The organism is Streptomyces sp. NRRL F-5122, from assembly GCF_001507435.1.
Taxonomy (GTDB): domain Bacteria; phylum Actinomycetota; class Actinomycetes; order Streptomycetales; family Streptomycetaceae; genus Streptomyces; species Streptomyces lannensis.
This window is the reverse complement of sequence record NZ_LMWH01000015.1, coordinates 101716-119472: the sequence shown is the minus strand read 5'-3', so window position 1 is coordinate 119472 and position 17757 is coordinate 101716. Positions and strand designations below refer to the sequence as shown.

The following is a 17757-nucleotide window of genomic DNA, read 5'->3' as shown; positions in this document are numbered from 1 at the left end:
AAGGAAAAAGCAAATGTCGTCCTCCTCTTCCCTGGCCTCGCTGCTCGAGGTGGAGATGGATCCGGACAGACCTCCGATCCTGCGTGTTCAGGCGCCCGGAGACCCGACCGCCTGGGCGGCCGAGCACCGCGACTCCCTGCGCGCATGCGTCAACGAGCACGGTGTGGTGCTCGTGCGCGGCCTGGGACTGCGGGACAAGGAGCAGGTCGGTGCCGTCTTCACGGCGCTGGCCGGTGAGCTGATGACGGAGAAGGAAGCTTTCGCCCCGCGCGAGAGGTACAGCCAGGGGCTCTACTCCTCCGCCACCTGGCCAGCCAACCAGCCGATGTGTATGCACCATGAACTGAGTTACACCCTGGAGATTCCGGGCCTGATGCTGTTCGCCTGCCTGTCCGCGCCCGGCGAGGGCGGGGCGACCGCGGTGGCCGACGCCGAACGCGTCCTCCAAGCCCTGCCCGGCGCGCTGACCGATCGGTTCGAGCGTGAGGGCTGGCTGCTCACCCGCTCCTACAACGACGAGATCGGGGCCTCCCTGGAGGAGTCGTTCGGCACCGAGAACCCCGCAGCCATCGAGCAGTACTGCCGCGACCACGCCATCGAGTTCGACTGGCAGCCCGACGGATCACTGCGCACCCGCCAGCGCCGCAGCGCAGTGGTGCGGCACCCGGTCACCGGCCGGCGCTGCTGGTTCAACCAGATCGCCTTCCTCAACCAGTGGACGCTCGCCCCGGAGGTGCGCGAGTACCTGGTGGACATCTACGGCGAGGACGGGCTGCCCTTCAACACCCGCTTCGGAGACGGCAGCCCCATCGGCGAGGACGTCGTCCAACTGCTCAACGCCACCTACGAGGACCACACCCGCCGCGAACCCTGGCAGGCCGGAGACCTGATGCTCGTCGACAACGTACGTACCGCGCACAGCAGAGAAGCCTTCACCGGAGAACGCCAGGTGCTGGTCGCCATGGCAGAGCCCCAGCGTCTGGCGGACGGCTTCCCGACCCCGGAGGCAAGTCAGCGATGACCCCCACAACCTCCTCCGCCACCCGGCCCACCGCTCGCGACCGGGCAACGGCACCGACGTTCGCCGTAATCCCGGGCGACCAGGTGCAGCAGGCGCTCCGCGGGCGCGAGAAGCAGATCGTGGAACTGGTCGAGGCCACCTACCGGCTGCACGGGGCGGGGGACTCGGTCAACCCGCCGTCGTACTTCCTGCGCTTCGCGGACCGTCCCACGGCCAGAATCATCGCCCTGCCCGCCTCCATCGGCGGGTCGGTGAACGTGGACGGCCTCAAGTGGATCTCCAGTTTCCCGACCAACGTGGAAGCCGGACTCCCCCGGGCCTCCGCGGTCCTCATCCTCAACGACCACGACACCGGCTACCCGTTCGCCTGCCTGGAGAGCTCGATCATCAGCGCCACCAGGACCGCGGCATCCGCCGCCCTGGCCGCCGACTGGCTCAGCCGTGGCAGGATCCGCCCCACACGTGTCGGTTTCTTCGGCACGGGGCTCATCGCCCGCTACATCCACACCTTCCTGGCCGGCACCGGCTGGAGCTTCGACAGCGTCGGCGTGCACGACGTGTCGGCCGACAGCGCCGACGGCTTCTGCGGCTATCTGCAGGAGGCCGGCGCCGCGGGACAGGCCGCACAGGTGACGGTGCACGACAACGCCGAGGACCTGATCCGTTCCAGCGATCTGGTCGTCTTCGCCACCATCGCCGGAAAACCCCATGTCACGGACCCTTCCTGGTTCGCACACAACCCTCTGGTCCTGCACGTCTCACTGCGCGACCTCGCTCCCGAGATCCTGCTCGACTCCGCCAACTTCGTCGACGACGTCGAGCACTGCCTCAAGGCCGACACCTCCCCGCACCTGGCGGAGCAGCTCACAGGCAGCCGCGACTTCCTGGACGGGACCCTCGACGACGTCATGACCGGACGAGTGACCCCGCCGGCAGACCGGCCAGTGATCTTCTCCCCTTTCGGACTGGGCGTCCTCGACCTCGCAGTCGGCAACTACGTCTACGACGAAGTCGCCCTGGCCGGACACCTCCATCTCATCGACCACTTCTTCCACGAGCTGCGCCGATACGGCTGAACATCGGCTCTGGCACCAGGAGGCCACCGTGCCCGTCATCTCCACTCCCTACGCCTTCAACGAAAGCCAGCTGTATGTCGACCTCAAGTCGATCTTCGGGCGCTCTCTCTATCTGAAGTGCGAGGGCTTCAACTTCGCCGGCTCGATCAAGCTGAAGGCCGCGATCGAGATGGTGGAGAGCGCCGAACGGGACGGGCTCCTGAAGCCGGATTCGGTGCTGGTGGAGTCCTCGTCCGGAAACCTGGGCGTGGCGCTGAGCATGATCGCCGCGAGCAAGGGCTACCGGTTCCTGTGCGTGACGGACTCGCGCTGCAACCTCTCGACCAGACTCCTGATGGAGGCCCTGGGCAGCGAGGTGCACATCATCGCGGATCTGGACGCCAACGGCGGCTTCCTCGGGGCGCGCATCGAGTACGTCCGGGCGCTATGCGCCTCCGACGACCGGTACGTGTGGCTCAGCCAGTACACGAACCCGGGCAACTGGCGGGCTCACTACCGCAAGACGGCGCCGGAGATCGCCCATGAGTTCCCCGGGCTGGAAGTGCTGTTCATCGGCGCCGGCACCACCGGCACCCTGATGGGCTGCGCTCGCTACTTCCGTGACTGGCACCACCCGGTGCGCATCGTCGCGGTGGACAGCGTCGGCTCGGTGAGCTTCGGCGGCGAGCCGGGCCGCCGGATGATCCCCGGCCTGGGCATGAGCATGCGCCCACCGCTGCTCGACGAGTCCTATGTGGACGAGGTCGTCAAGGTCGAGGAGGCGGACACCATCCGTGCCTGCCACCGCCTCGCCAGGCACGGGTTCCTGTTCGGCGGTTCCACCGGAACCGTGGTCAGCGGCGCGATGCAGTGGCTGGCCCAGAACGAGCCGCGCGACCTCATTGCGGTCGCCATCGCCCCGGACCTCGGCGAGCGGTACCTCGACACGATCTACCAGGTCAACTGGCTTCAGGACCTGTACGGCGACGACATACTCGACTTCGACGAGGTGAGCGCCGGTACCCGGAGGGTCGAGCCCAGACGCCGGACGTCGGGTCGGCGGCCGAAGCCGTAGAGCACCTCGTCACGGGACGGCGGCCCCCACCCGCCCGTAGCCGCCGTATGGGCGCGGCCGGTCCACGGGGGTCCGTCAGTCCGGCGCGCCTGCGAGGGCACGGAGATCCGTGCCCGGTAGATGGATCCAGCCTTCCTGCCGGGCGGCCTCCCGCTCCTCGGCGGAGCCCGGCCACACGGTGTCCCCGATGTGGACCGCACGGGCGACCAACGCGCAGACCACGGCGTCGAGATGGTCGTGGCTGTCGACGCACCTCTCACGCACCGGCTCGGACAGGGACGTCTGCAAACCCGCCTCGATCGCGCCGACGACGTTCTCGCGCAGGGCACGCGCCTCGGGCGTGGCGCTCTTGTAGCTACGGGTGAGGCGGATCCCCCATCGCCGCAACGCGGCCGCCGGATAGACCTCGGCGACCGGCCCCGAGCCGTCTCGGGGCACGGCGACACCCGCCGCGGCCATTTCGTCCAGGAGATACGCGGCCCGCAGGGCAACGACCCCCAGAAGGTCGGTGGACACCGACAGTGGAGGCCGCATCGAGGTCGCCTTCCAGGTGAGGTCGTCGGTGAGCCGGAAGCGCAGTGCGTCCAACCCTGGTCGCCCGTCCGCCCGTTGAGCGAACCTCACGGGAGGCGGCAGTCGTGCGCCCCGATGGTGTGCGAGGACCGTCGCCACGAAGTCGGACGGCCAGCCCAGCGGGCAGTCGAGCCCGGTCTTGTCGGCCGTCCGGACGAGCGCCGACAACTCCCCTTCTCCGTCCGGTACCTCGAACTCGGCGGTGACGGCACGTCCCGGGCCCCAGACCATCCGGCACACCGCGGTACGCCGGGCGCTCGCGGCGAGGTCGATGCCCAATGTCACCGTCTGTCGTCGCTCCATGCCGAGATCATCGCGCATCGCGGGTCCGGGCGGGGCGAGACGACGACCACAACGAGGCGCGCGAGCCGTGCCCGTCGGTCGGCCGGCGCCGAAGGAACGGACACGAGCCGGTCGCCCCCGCCGTGACCTGACCGCCCCGCCGGGTGTGCCCCTGGGCTGCCGGGGCACACGGATCCGGGGAGGTCGAGATGGACTTGAAGGCCATGGCCCATACCGGACGGCTCGAGGGCCGGCGCGCGGCGAGGGGTTCGGTGACACGGGGCGCCGCGCGGGCGGGGCTCTCCGCTCGCGGGGTCATCTATCTGCTGATCGGAGTGCTGGCTCTGCGGATCGGGTTCGGGGACGGCGGTCACCAGGCCGACCGCCAGGGTGCCCTGGCCGAGATCTCGGGCGAGCCGTTCGGTTCCGTGCTGCTGTGGGCTCTGGGCATCGGACTCGTCGGCATGGCGGTGTGGCGGTTGTCCGAAGCCGCGTTCGGATCGGTCGATCCGGACGGCCGCAAGGCGAGGAAACGGCTGACGGCACTCGCCCGTTGCGTGTTCTACGCGTTTGTGGCCGCCTCCGTGATGTCCTTCGCGGCGGGCTCCGGTGACGGAGGCGGATCGAGTGACGAGCAGTCCCGGGACGTCACCGCACGTGTTCTGGGAATGCCCGCCGGCCAGTGGATCGTGGGCGTCGCGGCGGCCGGGATCGTCGTGGCCGGTGTCTGGATCGGTGTTCGGGCCGTACGGCGCGACTACCACGACCATCTCCGGCTCGGCGCGATGAGCCCGAAGGTCCGTCGTCTGGTGGACGTGACCGGTGTGGGAGGCGGCACCGCGCGCGGAGTGGTGTTCGCCGCTGTAGGAGCCTTCGCTCTGCGCGCGGCCGTCGACTACCGGCCCGATCGGGCCAAGGGGCTGGACGACACACTCCGTTGGTTCGCCGGGACCCCGTTCGGACCGTGGCTGCTCGTCCTGGTCGCGTGCGGCGTCGTGCTCTTCGGCCTGTTCTCCTTCACCCTGGCACGCTGGCGCAGGGTCTGAGAGCACCGAGGTCCGGGGCGACGAAACCGTGCGGGCCGCCGCTCCCCTGTGCCGGCGGCCCGCACGGAACCTGCCGGGCCGGAGACACCGCCCGTCGATCGTGGTCTGCTCGCACGCCTACGCACCGCGGACGGTGAACCCCGCAGGTCGGTGGAGCGACGTACGTCCGTCGACGTCGCTGTTGCCCGGTTGAAGTCTGCGCCGACATCGTGCTCGGCTGGTATGGGTAGAACTGCGTACACGGACAGGCGGAGAGGGACACGTGAGAACCGGTCAGGAGCGTGCCTACGAACGTATGTTGTCGGTGGCCGTGGCGGCGCTCCAGGAACGGGAACCTGAGCGTCTGTGGCCCCTGATGGCAGACGTCCTGCCGGGTGTGTGCGGCGGCGAGGCCCTGATCTACAAACTGGACGAGTGGAACGAGAGCAGCGGCACGCTGGGCCTGTCCCCTGGCGTCGCCCCGGCGTTCGATCTGCTCGACGAGGAATCCCTGGGGCTGCTGCGGGCCGGCTACCCCTTCGCACACCACTACACGCGCGGACACGGCCATGCACCGGTCACGGCACGGCAGGCGGCGGGTCCCGAGTGGTCCACGAGTCCCACGGCACGCCTGATCCACGAGACGATCAACGTGGATCATGTACTCGCCGTTCCGCTGCCCGGCACGACGGCCCCGATCACGGGCTGTCTCATCTACCGTTCCGGCACGGACTTCGACGATGACGGCATCCGCTTCGGACAGCGCCTGCAGCCTCTTCTGGCCGCGGTCGAGCAGCACCGGCAACTCCTCGCACGCTGGGGGCACGTCGTCGCGGCGGGTGATGCCCCGGCCTCCCCCCGCGAACTGGCCGACGACTGCGACCTGACGCCGCGCGAGACGACCGTCCTGCTTCTGCTCGGCGATGCCCTGACCGCCGCGGCCATGGGCCGCCGGCTCGGCATATCGGATCGCACGGTCCACAAGCACATCGAGAAGATCTATCGCAAACTGGGCACCCGGGACCGGCTCGGTACGGTGCTCCGCGCCCAGCAGTTGGGCCTTCTCCCCCGGTCCACGCCTCCCGTCGCGGAAACCGGCCGGGCTTAACGGCCGCTCCCCGACGCGCCGGGGGGATCCCGCCACCAGACGAAGACCTCGGTGCTCGGGACACGTTCGGAGAACACCCCCGACGGCGACGCCCGTTCCAGCAGCCGCCGCAGGTCTCCCTCGAAGTCGCCGCGACGCGCGCCGAACAGGTGCGGAGCGGAGAACGACATCGAGTGGGCCCAGGCGACGACATCGTCGTGCGTACGTTCCAGCGGCTGTCCCCCGGGCACGACATGGCGCCGGGGACCGGCGAAACCCGCCCGGGTGAGCACCGCCGCCTCGTTCCCCGGCGTCCCCTTGGGCAGCCGCCCCTGGCCGGCACGCCGCACCGGACCGAGGTAGTGCTTGATCAGCTCCTCGATCGCGGTGTAGGGCACCGCGGGATGCGGAAGACCGTCGACGTCGCGGGACTCCGTCTTCTCGTCCGAGACATGGACCAGCGCACCACCGGGCCGGAGGAGGCCTCGGACGGTGCCCGCCACCAGCCCGCGGTCCATCCAGTGGAACGACTGACCGAAGGTCGCGACGGTGAACGTGCCCAGGTCCGACGACATTTCCTCGGCCCGGCACCGGACCCATCGTGTCTTCCCGGTCATGCCCGAATCGGCCGCCCCGCGACGGGCTTCCTCGATCATCCCGCGGTCCGGGTCCACACCGACGACCTCGGCGAACAGATGCGCGAGGGCCAGCGCTATCGTGCCCGGCCCGCACCCCACATCGACCAGGCGCCCCTGCCCGTCCGGTTCCAGGACGTCCGCCAGCATGTCCGCGAGGCCGGGCGCGTACGGAAGTCGGCCGCGCCGGTAGTAGGCCGCCGTGCCGGCGAACAGCGTCTCGTCCCACTCCCAGTCCGCGGCCACGTCCCCCGCCTCTCGCGCTCTCTCGCCCCGGCTCACTGCGCACGTGCCACGAGGAGGGCCACGTCGTCGTGGTCGTCGGGATGCCGCAAACCGTACAGCAGGAGGTCGCAGGTCTCCTCGAGAGGACGGCCGGTTTCCCCGAGAAGCCCCAGGAGGAGGTCGAGACGGTCGTCGATGGGGTGGTGGCGGGTCTCGACGAGCCCGTCCGTGTACAGGACGAGCAGATCGCCGGGGTTCAGGTCGACGGTCGTGGTCTCGAAGGCGACGCCCCCGACGCCGAGTGGGGCTCCGGTGGGCAGGTCGAGCAGCACGGGAGCGCGGCCGGGGCGGGCCAGCGCGGGCGGCATGTGTCCCGCGTTGGCGATACGGCACCGCCTCTCGTGCGGGTCGTACACGGCGTAGATGCACGTGACGATGTAGTGCTCGAGACCGCACGTGATCTTGTCGAGGTGCTGGAGCACCGCGTCAGGTACGAGGTCGAGATCCGCGTAGGCGCAGGTGGCGGTGCGCAGGCGCCCCATGGTGGCCGCGGCGTCGATGCCGTTGCCCATGACGTCGCCGACGACCAGCGCGGTCTTGTCCCCGTTCAGGCTGATGACGTCGTACCAGTCTCCGCCGACTTCGCTGGTGGCCTGGGCCGGCTGGTACCGGGTGGCGAGCTGCAGCCCCGTCCGGTGCGGCGGGTGGTCGGGCAGCAGGCTGCGCTGGAGCGTGAGCGCGGTGTTGCGCACGCTCTGGTACCAGCGGGCGTTGTCGATGGCCACGGCGGCGCGGCCGGCGAGCTCGCCCGCCAGGACGACGTCGTCCTGGTCGAACGGGGCCGGGTTGTCGGTGCGTTTGAGGTCCAGGGCTCCGAGCACCTCGCCGTGGGCGATCAGGGGTACGGCGAGATAGGAGTGGACACCGGCGCGGGCCAGCAGTGAGGTGGCCTCCGGGTCGCGGCCGATGCGCTTGAGGTCGTCGGGGGCCACGTGGCGCACCAGCACCGGTCTGCCGGTGTGGACGCACAGCGTGACCAGGCGATCGCCCTCGTAGGTGGCGAGGTCGCCCGGAGGGTCGGCGGCCCGCAGCGCCACGGTGGGCTGGGCCGCCTTGAGCGCCAGGGCCCGGAACAGCTCAGGACCGTTGTCGGGTGCGCTGGTCCGGCGGCAGGCGAGCACGGAGTCGAGAACGTCCACGGCCACCACGTCGGCGAGTTCCGGCGTCGCGATGTCGGCCAGTTCCCGGGCTGTGTGCTCCACCTCGAGGGTGGTTCCGACCCGTACGGAGGCTTCGGCGATGAGCGCCAGCCGGCGGCGTGCCCGGTCGGCCTCGGCGGCCGCACGGTGCCGTTCGGTGACGTCCACGACCGAGGCGGCGGCACCGAGGACCCGCCCGCCGGGATCCTCCAGGCGATAGAAGGACAGGGACCACGCATGGTCCTGGTCGGGGTCGGCGGACGTGCGGCCCACGGCGTACTGGTCGAGCACGGGGCTGCCGGTGGCCAGCACCTGGCGCAGGGCCGACTCGATCGTGTCCATGTCGGGGAGGGTCAGCATCTCCCTCAGATGACGGCCGATGTGTTCCTGGGCGGGGATGCCGTCGATGCGCTCCAGGGCGGGGTTGACCAGGAGGAAGCACAGGTCGGGGTCCATGAGCGCCAGGCCGATCGGTGACTGGTTGATCAGCCGCTCGCACAGGGCCAGGTCGGTCTCGACGCGCTGAACCGTGGTGTGGTCGGCCGCGATCCCCAGGGCGTAGACCTCTCCATCGCCGTCGAGCAACCGCATGTTGCGGAACTCCATCAGGCGCGTATGGCCGTCCTTGTGCCGGATGGGGTAGGCGCCGGCCCAGCTGCGGCCGGTCTCCAGCACCTCGATGAAGAGACTGAGGACCGACTGCAGATGCTCGGGCTGGATCAGCAGGCGCGCCGCGTAGGTGCCGAGCGCCTCTTCCGCGGTGTAGCCGAAGAGTTCCTCGGCCTGCGGACTCCAGAAGACGATGCGCCCACTGGAGTCCAGCACCACCGCGCCGACACTGAGCATGTCGAGCAGCCCGCTCTGGCGGGGCGTGCCCGGGCCCGTCCGGTCTGCGTCGCCCTGGAAGGATTCGTCTGTCATCCCAGGTCTCCTCCACGTGCCGCGGCGCGACCTGCTGCCCTTTTCCGCACAGCTCCATGCCGGGCCTGGCTGCGGGTACTTCCGTGCTGCCTCCGGCCGAGTACCCTGCCCAGCCCAGGACGTGTCCCGCGGGACTCACAGTCGTGTCCGGTGACCCAGCGGATCCGGCGGCGGGCTCGGGAGAAACGTCAGGGGCGTCCCGCTCGCTCCGGAGACCCGATGGGAGCGCGTCGCCCGCCGGCAATGGCCCGGGGCAACCATTTTGCGGATACCCGCGCGCGTCCGGGTGTTGTTGCGGTCCCCCAGGGCTGCCCCCGGCCGGAACCCGGTAGGAGTCAGTCGCGGGCGCTGCGCGTCGGGCAGTCGCCCGCTCCCTCCGTCCCCGCGCCATGAAGCCTAATGCGAGGTGTTGTGGGATGGGCGAGATGATCCTGCCGGTGGCGATCGTGCCGGCCATGGTCTTCGGCGTCGCGGCGGCCGTCAAGTCGACCGACCTGGAGGGGCTGCGCCGCGCCCTGGTCGGCTTCGGTGTGCCGCCCCGGACGGCGGCCCCGCTCGGTCGGTCCCTCGTGACGTGCGAGTTCGCCGTCGCCCTGGCGCTCGTCGTGCCCCCATGGGCGCGCGTCGGCGGGCTGGGGGCGCTGCTTCTGCTGACCCTGTTCAGTGGTGTGATCGCGCTGAACCTGATGCTCGGACGGTCCCCCGTCTGCGACTGTTTCGGAGGGCTCAAGGCCATTCCCGTCGGCTGGTCGACCGTCGCCCGAAACGCGCTCATCGCCGTTCTCGCGGCGTTCGTCGCCGCCGACGGACATCCGCACTGGCTCTTCGCGGGGCTGGCGATCGTGATGTCGGCACTGTGGGCCGGGCTGTGGGCCAAGGAGGCCGGTGAGGTGCGTGCGGGCCTGTTCGCGCCCGCGTTCTCGCTGCGGGACGAGTCGGGGCGGACCCGGAGCCTGGACGACCTGCTGGCGCCGGGCCGCCCGCTCCTCCTCGTCTTCAGCGATCTCCCCTCAGGCCCTCACGCCGCGCTGCTTCCCCAGGTGGCCCGATGGCAGCGGATGCACGAGGACGATGTGACGATCGCCGTCGTGAGCGGCGGCCCGGAACCCGTGCCCCTCGCCACGGCCGGCGGCGACGGACCACGACGGTTGCTGGTGGACCCCGACCGCCGGGTGCACACCGTCTACGGGGTCACGGCCACCCCGGCCGCGGTCCTGATCGACGCCGAGGGGATCGTCGCCGCCGCGCCGGCGGTCGGCGCGGCGGAGATCCGCAACCTCGTCGCCAGGGCGCTCCGGCTGCAGGGCAGGCCGACGGCCGCCGGGCGGGTGTTGCTGTTCGCGTCGGCGGCGCTGGTCCCCGCGTTCACAACGGTCTACAGGGCGGACTCCGACATCGCCCCGCTCGGACGGCCGCCGGTCCGGCACGGTTAGCCACTGCCGTTCGGATCAGCGAGTCCGCGTCGCGGGGCACAGGACCCTGGGCGTCCGTCCCGGCTCCGTGACCAGCCGTATTTCCCGCGACCCGAGTGCGGTCCGCCCTCTACGATCGCCCGATACGACCGGACGGAACGGCGGGGGCGGACGTGCGCGAGGACATCGAGGACCAGGCAGCGGCCGCGCTCCGGCCCACCCGGACACCGCCCCTGCGGAGCGCGCTGCGCGGGACCGACGCCGACGACTGGCTTGCGCTGGACGTCCGGGTGCGTGAGGAGTTGTGGCACAGCTCGGTCACCCAGGCCCAGGAGAGGGCTGCCGCACCCCTGCTCCCCGACCTGACACGACTCGGCCTCGCCGAGCCGGCCTTTGCCCTCTGCCACCACAACGGGCGGGTCCGTGAGAGAGCGGTGGGTCAGGCATGGTCGTACCCCGGCCTGCTGCCGCTGATCGTGATCCGCTGCGCCGACTGGGTCGAACCGGTCCGCGAGCGCGCCCGGGATCTGCTGCACGAGGCACTGGACACGGACACCGCCCCCGACCTCGCACCCCTGATCCTGCGCATCGGCGGCCGCGGCAGAGGTGCGTTCGGGGTCGGGCTGCTCGAAGAGGTCCTGCGCCGGGCACCGGACACCGGGCTCGCCGCTCTTCTCACCTCGCCCGACCGTTCCGTACGCCGGTTCGCCCACCGGCTGGCCATCGAACTACAGCGGCTGTGCCCGGCCGAGTTGGCTCGTACCGCCGCCCGTGACAAGGACACCGTCGTCCAGGATCTGTGCTCCGACGCGGCGCTCACCGCCCTCAAGGACGCTGAGACGTACGACGACGTGCTCGGGCTCCTGCTCAACGCTCGCAGCCCGCGCGCCCGTTCGGCCGGGGTCACCGCGCTGCGGCGCGCCGGGCGTCCTGAACTCGCGGTCCCCTTCCTCGCGGACCGCTCCGCACTCGTACGTGCCTGCGCCCGGTACGTGATACGACAGCACGGCGGCGATCCGACGCTCTGGTACCGCGACCGGTGCGCGGCACCGGACGACCCCGGACTACCGCCCGGTGCGGTCATCGGGCTGGCCGAAAGCGGAGGTCGTCCGGACTCGGGTCTGCTGTGGCCGCTGCTGGCCCACCCTGCGGCCGGGGTGCGATCGCGCGCGGTGGCCGGCCTGCGGATCCTGGACCTCGTGGACGCCGAACGAATGCGCCCGCTGCTGGACGACCCGGCGCCCCGTGTCGTACGCGAGACGACCCTGGCTCTTCAGCCGTCGTCGAGAGAAGTGCCCTTGGAGTGGCTGCTGGAACGCATCGGCCGGGGCAGACCGCGGCACGTGCGGCTGGCGGCGTTCCGGCTGCTCGATGCGCGCGGCGGGGAAGCGGCGCTGCGTGCGGCGGCCGAGCTGCTGGCCGACGGGGACACGAAGCTGCGCACCTGGGCCGCGCAGTGCGTGCGGCGCCGGCGCCTGTCGGTGGAGCCGCCGCGGAGACCCCGAGGTGCGGGTGTTGCTGGACCGTGGCCGGCGTCTGTTCAGCCAGCACGTTCATCGGGCTCCCCGTGAGGATGTCCACGCGCGTGTGTCAGGACATACAGCCGAGCACCCCTCAGAGTGATCCTTATGCCGTAGTATCACCGAAAAGATCCTGAAATGCCCTTGTCGGAGCAATGATCAGGTGACTGTCGACCCGTGGACGTCCGGTTGTCCTGATCAAGCCCTGCCAGGAGTTCTTGTGCACAGGCCGAGTGAACGGATCCGTCAGGACCTCGGTCCGGCGCCGGGCCACCCTGCCGTGGGCCCACCGGCTCCGCCGAGACCTCGGACGGCGTCGGCGCACCCTCGGCGGAGCCGGTCGTGAGGCGGCGCGCCCGGAGGGCTGCCGGAGGCCGCGGCACGGAGCAGTGGAGCGACACAGACCTGTCGGTGCCCGCGCCGCCGTTATGGATGCGCTGGCTGCCGGCCATCTATGTCGTCGCCGTCCTGGCACTCGAACCGATCACTCCCGTGCAGTGGCCGGTGAGCTTCCTCCTCATCGCCCTCCCCGTGGTCGCCGCCTTCGCCTACGGCCCCGTCACCGTCGCCGTCGTCACGGTCTTCGCAGTGCTGCTCGAGGGCGTACTGGCCGGGACTCCGTGCTGCGCCGGGCGCTCGGTCGGCTATCTGTGGGACCGCCACTATGTCGCCACCTACATCTCCACCGCGCTCGTCGGGCTCCTCGGCACGATCCTGGCCGCCCACCGGACGCACCGCGAGCGCACGCTCGCCACCGTGCGGTCCGTGGCGGAGACCGCGCAGCGCGTGCTGCTGCGCCCGGTGCCCCACCGCCTCGGCCGGGTCTGCGTGGAGACCCTCTATCTGTCCGCCGCGGCCGAGGCCCGCATCGGCGGCGACCTCTATGAGGCGGTACCCACCGCGCACGGAGTCCGCCTGCTCATCGGGGATGTCCGCGGCAAGGGCCTGATCGCGGTGGAAACGGCCGCGACCATGCTCGGCGCCTTCCGCGAGGCCGCCCACGACGAGCCCGATCTGGCCGGGGTGGCGCACCGGGTCGAGACCAGCATGAGCCGCAGGGCCACGGAGCTGTCGGGCACCGAGATGGCCGAGCGCTTCGTCACCGCCGTGTTCGCCGAGATCGCCGAGGACGAGAAGATCGTCCGCATCGTCAACTGCGGTCACCCGCCACCCCTGCTCATCGGCCCGGACGGGGTCACCGAGCTGGAACCCACCGATCCGTCACCGCCCATCAATCTCGGAGTGCTGATCGGCGACCACTACCACGCGGAGGTGCAGCCCTTCCGCCCCGGGGAACAGCTGTTGCTGTACACCGACGGAGTGACCGAGACACGCGACTGCGACGGGAACTTCTACCCCCTGATCGAGCGCATCCGCGCCTGGGGGAACCTTCCGCCCCGCGATCTCCTCCACCACCTCCACCAGGACCTTCTGGCCTTCAGCGGCGCAGAGCTCCAGGACGACACCGCCGCCCTGGCCGCCTACCGCCTCCCCGACCCGCTTCCGGACCAGGACGAGGACGAGGATCAGGACGAGCGCATGCGGCGGCGAAGCGAACGCCGGTGATCCGGCCGGTGCCGGGACCGTTTGTGGTGCCCGCCTGGCACCCCCCGCCCGGGAACCGACCCGGTGGATCGGGCGTCCAACGGGCCGCCCTGGGTACCCGGGCGCAGCACGTACTTCCGGCACGACTTTCACGCATTCCGGTTCGGATGGAGCCTCGAGGCGCGCGCCGCCGCGTCACCGCGATGCGATGACGCATCCCTTCCTCCGCGCACCTCGGCCCTCCGGCCCGCACCGGGCTCCGAGGAAGGGGGCAGCGTCGTGCGTTTCCACAACCGCCGACAGGCCGGCCGGGAGCTGGCCGAACGGCTTCTTGAACGGATGGGCGGAGACGACCTCGCCCAGGCCGTCGTGCTCGCCCTCCCACGCGGCGGCGTCCCGATCGCAGCGGAGGTGGCCCGGGCCCTGAGGGTTTCCCTGGACGTACTGGTCGTCCGCACCATCGGCGTACCCGGTGCACCGGAAGTCGGTATCGGGGCGATCGCCGACGACGAGCCCCCGTTGTTCGACTCGGTGGGACTGGCGGCCATGCATCTGGACGAGCACAAGCTCGGCTCGGAGATCGCCGGGGAACGGGCCGCGCTGTACCGGAGCGAAGGCTTCTACCGGGCGGGGCGCCCCGCTCCCCATGTCGCCGGGCGCACCGTCGTGCTCGTGGACGACGGAAGCTCCGTCGGGATCACCGCCCGCGCCGCTCTGCGCCATCTGCGCCGTCAGGGACCGGCGTACCTCGTCCTTGCCGTGCCCGTCTGCAGCCGCGACACCGCCCGCGCCCTGCGTGGCGACGTCGACGCCCTGGTCTGTCTCGACCAGCCGGCCCACCGCATGCCGATGGGCGAGCATTACGCCGAATTCGAACAAATAACCGATCAAGAGATACAGGAGGCCCTGCGGCAGCCTCATCCGGCCTGACGCGACGCCACGCGCGTGCGCCGGTCCGCGGGGGGTATGCGACATAGTGGGATATAAGTCAGCCGCGGGGAGGTAAGAACATGATGATCTCCGAGTTGGTGATGGTCCCGACCGAGGAAGCGGTGCTCACGGGTGATCTCGTCGTACCCGGCAACGTGCCCGCGGTGATCCTGTTCGCACACGGCAGCGGCAGTTCCCGGTTGAGCGTGCGCAACCGCGCGGCCGCGGCCGAACTGCACAAGGCAGGTCTCGGCACACTGCTGCTGGACCTGCTGAGCGAGCGGGAGGAACGCGAGGACGCCGCCACCGCACGGCACCGTTTCGACATTCCCATGCTCAGCCGGCGCCTGGTCGCCGCTCTCGAATGGCTGGCACAGGAGCCCAACACCAGGAATCTTCCGGCCGGCCTGTTCGGAGCCAGCACCGGAGCCGCCGCGGCGCTCATGGCCGCGGCCGAGCAGCCCGAGCGCGTCTACGCGGTCGTGTCGCGGGGTGGGCGGCCCGACCTGGCGGGTGACGCCCTTGAACGCGTGACCGCACCGGTCCTTCTGGTCGTCGGCGGCGCCGACGAGGCGGTCCTCGGCCTCAACCGGGAGGCCGCCGAGAGGCTGTCGGCCCCGCACGAGATCCATGTCGTACCGGGCGCCACCCACCTCTTCCCGGAACCCGGCGCCCTGGAAGAAGTCGCCGAGGTCGCCGGCCAGTGGTTCCTGGAGCACCTGGAGAAGGCGCGCGGCCACGGAGGCCGACCGGGCTGAGACGGCGGGTTCCGGAGGCGGGTCGGGCACCGGGGGCTCGGCCCGTCGTTCCGGAAGGCCGATTCCCCCACCGATCGCGCCGGATCACCTCCGCGCCCCAGACGGCCGACACCCTGCCGGCGCAGCCGGTCACGGCCTTCCGACCCGCTCGGCAAGCCCGGGACCAGCGGCGGCACGGTGCGGTTCATCACACCAAGGCCCCTCCTCGGAGGGGCCTTTCGCGCTCCGGCGCCCGCCGCCCGCGCACCGGAACCCGACCCGCTCGCCCGCTCCGGCCAACCGCTCCGCGTCGTAGGCGAGCTGATCCCCCCTCACGGCGGGACCGGGGTCGACGTCGGCGTCACCCCGCTCCGGCTCGGACGTCCGTGCCTCCGTCTCCGGACCCACCGGCAGCGTCACGTCCGGTGCGCAAACCCCGCGCCCTGCACCGGAACCGCCGAAGAATAGCTCCGGCGCGGCAGACCGGCGACCTCAGGCAACAACGGCCGACTCGATGAATAAATCACCCAAATAGGGGAATTCGTTGCCTAAGGGAAATATTCTCCTCATGGAGAGGAGCCGACTGCGATGTCGTACGCGCGGCAGCCCAGTGGAATGGGCACGCATCCCGAACTCGCGGAGATGCGGGAACGGCTCGAACGCACAGCCTCGAGCGGCTCGGCGATCGCCATCGAAGGACTCATCCTCATGGCCGGTGCCTATGCCGCGATCTCACCCTGGGTCGTGCACTTCTCGAATTCGGAGCGCAATCTCACCATCAACAACCTGATCATCGGCATAGCGATCGCCATGATCGGGCTGGGGCTCACGCTGGCACCCGAACGGATGTTCCGGCTGGCGTGGGTGGTCGTACCTCTCGGCGTGTGGCTTCTGATCTCCCCCTGGGTGGTCACTGCGGCACACGGCGCGGGGACCGGCATCATCTGGAACAACTGCGTAGTGGGTGCGGTCACGGCCCTGCTGGGTCTCGCCGCAATGGGTCTGACCGTCGGTATGAACCGTCGCCGTCATCACACACCCAACACCACGTAGCGGCGAACAGCGTGCCGCACCCGGGTGACCCACGTGGGTCCACGGGTACGGCACGCATTCGCCGGTCACCGGGCAGGTGACGAACGGCGCCACACCGGCGCCGGAAGCTCACCCCACGGCCACACCCAGGAACTCCTCCAGCCGCGCCAGAACGTCGCCCCGGAAGAGCGAACGGGCTTGTGCCACGTGGCGCTCCCGCACGGGGCCTCCGGGCACGAGCCGGCCGAGCGAGGCGAGCAGACCGGTCTCGTCGGCGGCGAGGTCCGAGACACCGAGCGCGGCCATCCGGTGCACCCCTTCCGCGCCATGGCCGGGCAACGGCCGGTAGCCCACTACGGGAAGTCCCGCGGCGAGGGCCTGTACGGCTGTCTGGCCGGCCGCGTTGTCGACCAGTGCGTCGGACGCGTGCATCAGTCCGGTCATGTCGGCGACCCAGCCCAGCGCCAGAACGCCCGGAACCGCCGCCAGGCCGGCCCGGAGCCGTTCGTTCCGGCCACACAGGACGACCGGGAGAAAGCCGTTTCCGGCCAGCAGCCGGGCGGTCGCGGAAAGGCGCGTGCCGGTCCCCCAGGCGCCTGCTGAGAGCAGTACCGGCGGGCGTCCGGGCGCGTACCGGTCGAAGCGCTGGGTCCAGAGCGCCGTCGTGCGCCCCGGCATGAAGAATTCCGGCGCCACCATCGGTCCGATGGCCTCGGCGGGCTTGTGGATGTCCTGGCGCACCTCGGCGGCGGCCTGGTCCGTGAGGCAGAGGTACCGGTCGTTGCCGGGATGGAGCCACTGCCGGTGCACGGCGAAGTCGATCAGGAAGACCACGCTCGGTACCCGAAGCCGTCCCCGGGACCGGAGGTGGCCGGTCAACTGGGCGCCGAGATGGAAGACGGGCACCACCACGTCCGCCCGGGTGCGTGCCGCGAGTTCCGCCAGCCGGGCTCCGGCGAGGCGGGCCAACGGGACGCCGCTGGGGCGGCACCCGGCCCCGCGGCGCAGCAGCACCCGGTACACGGCCCCGTACGCCCAGGGGAAGTGCCGTACGGACGACCGGTAGCCCACCCGTAGACCGGAGCCCAGGCCGTACGGCAGCAGGCCGAGGACATCCACGATGTGCGCCTCGTGACCACGGTCCCGCGCACGGCGGGCCAGTTCCCGAGCGACCGTGTCGTGCCCCGCTCCCATGCTCGCGCTGACGATCAGGACGCGCCGCGACTGGTGTCCCGCTCGCGCGCCGGGGTGCACGGCTTCAGTCATGACCGGCGGCCGCTCGCGTCGCCTGTCGTCGCGACGCAGGGGAAAATGCACACATTGGTAGCCAATGTCCCCTGCCACGCTGTCGCAAACCATCCACCCGCTCCAGCGTTCCGGAGCATTCCAGGCGTGATCACCGCAGTACGTCCGCTTCTTCCCTCGAACCCGGGAGCAGCCACCTTCCGCCCGTCACTTCGGTGTTCGTCGTCGCAGCTGAGGT

At 70.8% G+C, this 17757-nt stretch carries 15 protein-coding genes; 11 read left to right on the top strand and 4 right to left on the bottom strand.

Translation table 11 applies throughout. The features are described from left to right. Positions 1-13 precede the first annotated feature (13 nt). Genes ADL25_RS04310 through sbnA form a run of 3 tightly spaced genes read left to right on the top strand, consistent with a single transcriptional unit; the run spans position 14 to position 3151 of the window. Positions 14-1021 (top strand): TauD/TfdA family dioxygenase, encoded by a 1008-nt coding sequence (locus ADL25_RS04310; RefSeq protein WP_059126252.1) that lies wholly within the window; start codon positions 14-16, stop codon positions 1019-1021. After that, positions 1018-2097, top strand: coding sequence for a 2,3-diaminopropionate biosynthesis protein SbnB (sbnB, locus tag ADL25_RS04305; RefSeq protein WP_059126251.1), 1080 nt, complete (start codon positions 1018-1020; stop codon positions 2095-2097). The genes ADL25_RS04310 and sbnB overlap by 4 nt, the downstream gene beginning before the upstream one ends. Before the next feature lie 28 nt (positions 2098-2125). Continuing rightward, positions 2126-3151 carry a 2,3-diaminopropionate biosynthesis protein SbnA gene (gene sbnA / locus ADL25_RS04300; RefSeq protein WP_059126250.1) on the top strand — a complete coding sequence of 342 codons (1026 nt, stop codon included), beginning with the start codon at positions 2126-2128 and terminating at the stop codon, positions 3149-3151. 75 nt (positions 3152-3226) lie between these two features. Here sbnA and ADL25_RS04295 read toward each other — a convergent pair whose 3' ends face one another. Next, on the bottom strand, positions 3227-4027 hold the full coding sequence (locus ADL25_RS04295) for a DUF429 domain-containing protein (RefSeq protein WP_234380475.1): 801 nt from the start codon (positions 4025-4027) through the stop codon (positions 3227-3229). A 188-nt stretch (positions 4028-4215) separates the two neighbouring features. Here ADL25_RS04295 and ADL25_RS04290 point away from each other — a divergent pair, with 188 nt between their 5' ends. After that, positions 4216-5052 (top strand): DUF1206 domain-containing protein, encoded by an 837-nt coding sequence (locus tag ADL25_RS04290; protein ID WP_059126249.1) that lies wholly within the window; start codon positions 4216-4218, stop codon positions 5050-5052. A 262-nt stretch (positions 5053-5314) separates the two neighbouring features. Continuing rightward, a complete protein-coding gene (locus ADL25_RS04285; RefSeq protein ID WP_416070630.1) occupies positions 5315-6139 on the top strand; it encodes a helix-turn-helix transcriptional regulator in 825 nt (274 codons plus the stop codon). On the opposite strand, the gene ADL25_RS04280 is transcribed toward ADL25_RS04285, so the two are convergent. Together ADL25_RS04280 and ADL25_RS04275 are read right to left on the bottom strand one after the other, a co-directional pair. Then, on the bottom strand, positions 6136-6999 hold the full coding sequence (locus ADL25_RS04280) for a class I SAM-dependent methyltransferase (protein ID WP_059126247.1): 864 nt from the start codon (positions 6997-6999) through the stop codon (positions 6136-6138). The genes ADL25_RS04285 and ADL25_RS04280 overlap by 4 nt on opposite strands. 32 nt (positions 7000-7031) lie before the next feature. Beyond that, complete coding sequence (locus ADL25_RS04275) at positions 7032-9098, bottom strand: SpoIIE family protein phosphatase (protein ID WP_059126246.1); 2067 nt, start codon at positions 9096-9098, stop codon at positions 7032-7034. A 416-nt stretch (positions 9099-9514) separates the two neighbouring features. Here ADL25_RS04275 and ADL25_RS04270 point away from each other — a divergent pair, with 416 nt between their 5' ends. The 6 genes from ADL25_RS04270 to ADL25_RS04245 all read left to right on the top strand — a co-directional run bounded on the left by ADL25_RS04270 (position 9515) and on the right by ADL25_RS04245 (position 16295). Beyond that, complete coding sequence (locus tag ADL25_RS04270) at positions 9515-10531, top strand: MauE/DoxX family redox-associated membrane protein (RefSeq protein ID WP_059126245.1); 1017 nt, start codon at positions 9515-9517, stop codon at positions 10529-10531. 152 nt (positions 10532-10683) lie between these two features. Further along, the gene (locus tag ADL25_RS04265; RefSeq protein WP_063805545.1) at positions 10684-12081 is read left to right on the top strand and encodes a hypothetical protein; all 1398 of its coding nucleotides are present in this window, start codon (positions 10684-10686) and stop codon (positions 12079-12081) included. A gap of 381 nt (positions 12082-12462) precedes the next feature. Further along, positions 12463-13596, top strand: coding sequence for a PP2C family protein-serine/threonine phosphatase (locus ADL25_RS04260; RefSeq protein ID WP_079050158.1), 1134 nt, complete (start codon positions 12463-12465; stop codon positions 13594-13596). A 258-nt stretch (positions 13597-13854) separates the two neighbouring features. Next, positions 13855-14505 carry a phosphoribosyltransferase gene (locus ADL25_RS04255; RefSeq protein ID WP_059126244.1) on the top strand — a complete coding sequence of 217 codons (651 nt, stop codon included), beginning with the start codon at positions 13855-13857 and terminating at the stop codon, positions 14503-14505. Between the two features lie 83 nt (positions 14506-14588). Beyond that, positions 14589-15263, top strand: coding sequence for a dienelactone hydrolase family protein (locus ADL25_RS04250; RefSeq protein ID WP_059126330.1), 675 nt, complete (start codon positions 14589-14591; stop codon positions 15261-15263). A gap of 567 nt (positions 15264-15830) precedes the next feature. Further along, entirely contained in the window at positions 15831-16295 is a 465-nt protein-coding gene (locus ADL25_RS04245) for an SPW repeat protein (RefSeq protein WP_059126243.1), read from the top strand. Between the two features lie 108 nt (positions 16296-16403). Here ADL25_RS04245 and ADL25_RS04240 read toward each other — a convergent pair whose 3' ends face one another. Next, the gene (locus tag ADL25_RS04240; RefSeq protein ID WP_059126242.1) at positions 16404-17540 is read right to left on the bottom strand and encodes an MGDG synthase family glycosyltransferase; all 1137 of its coding nucleotides are present in this window, start codon (positions 17538-17540) and stop codon (positions 16404-16406) included. Positions 17541-17757: the final 217 nt, after the last annotated feature.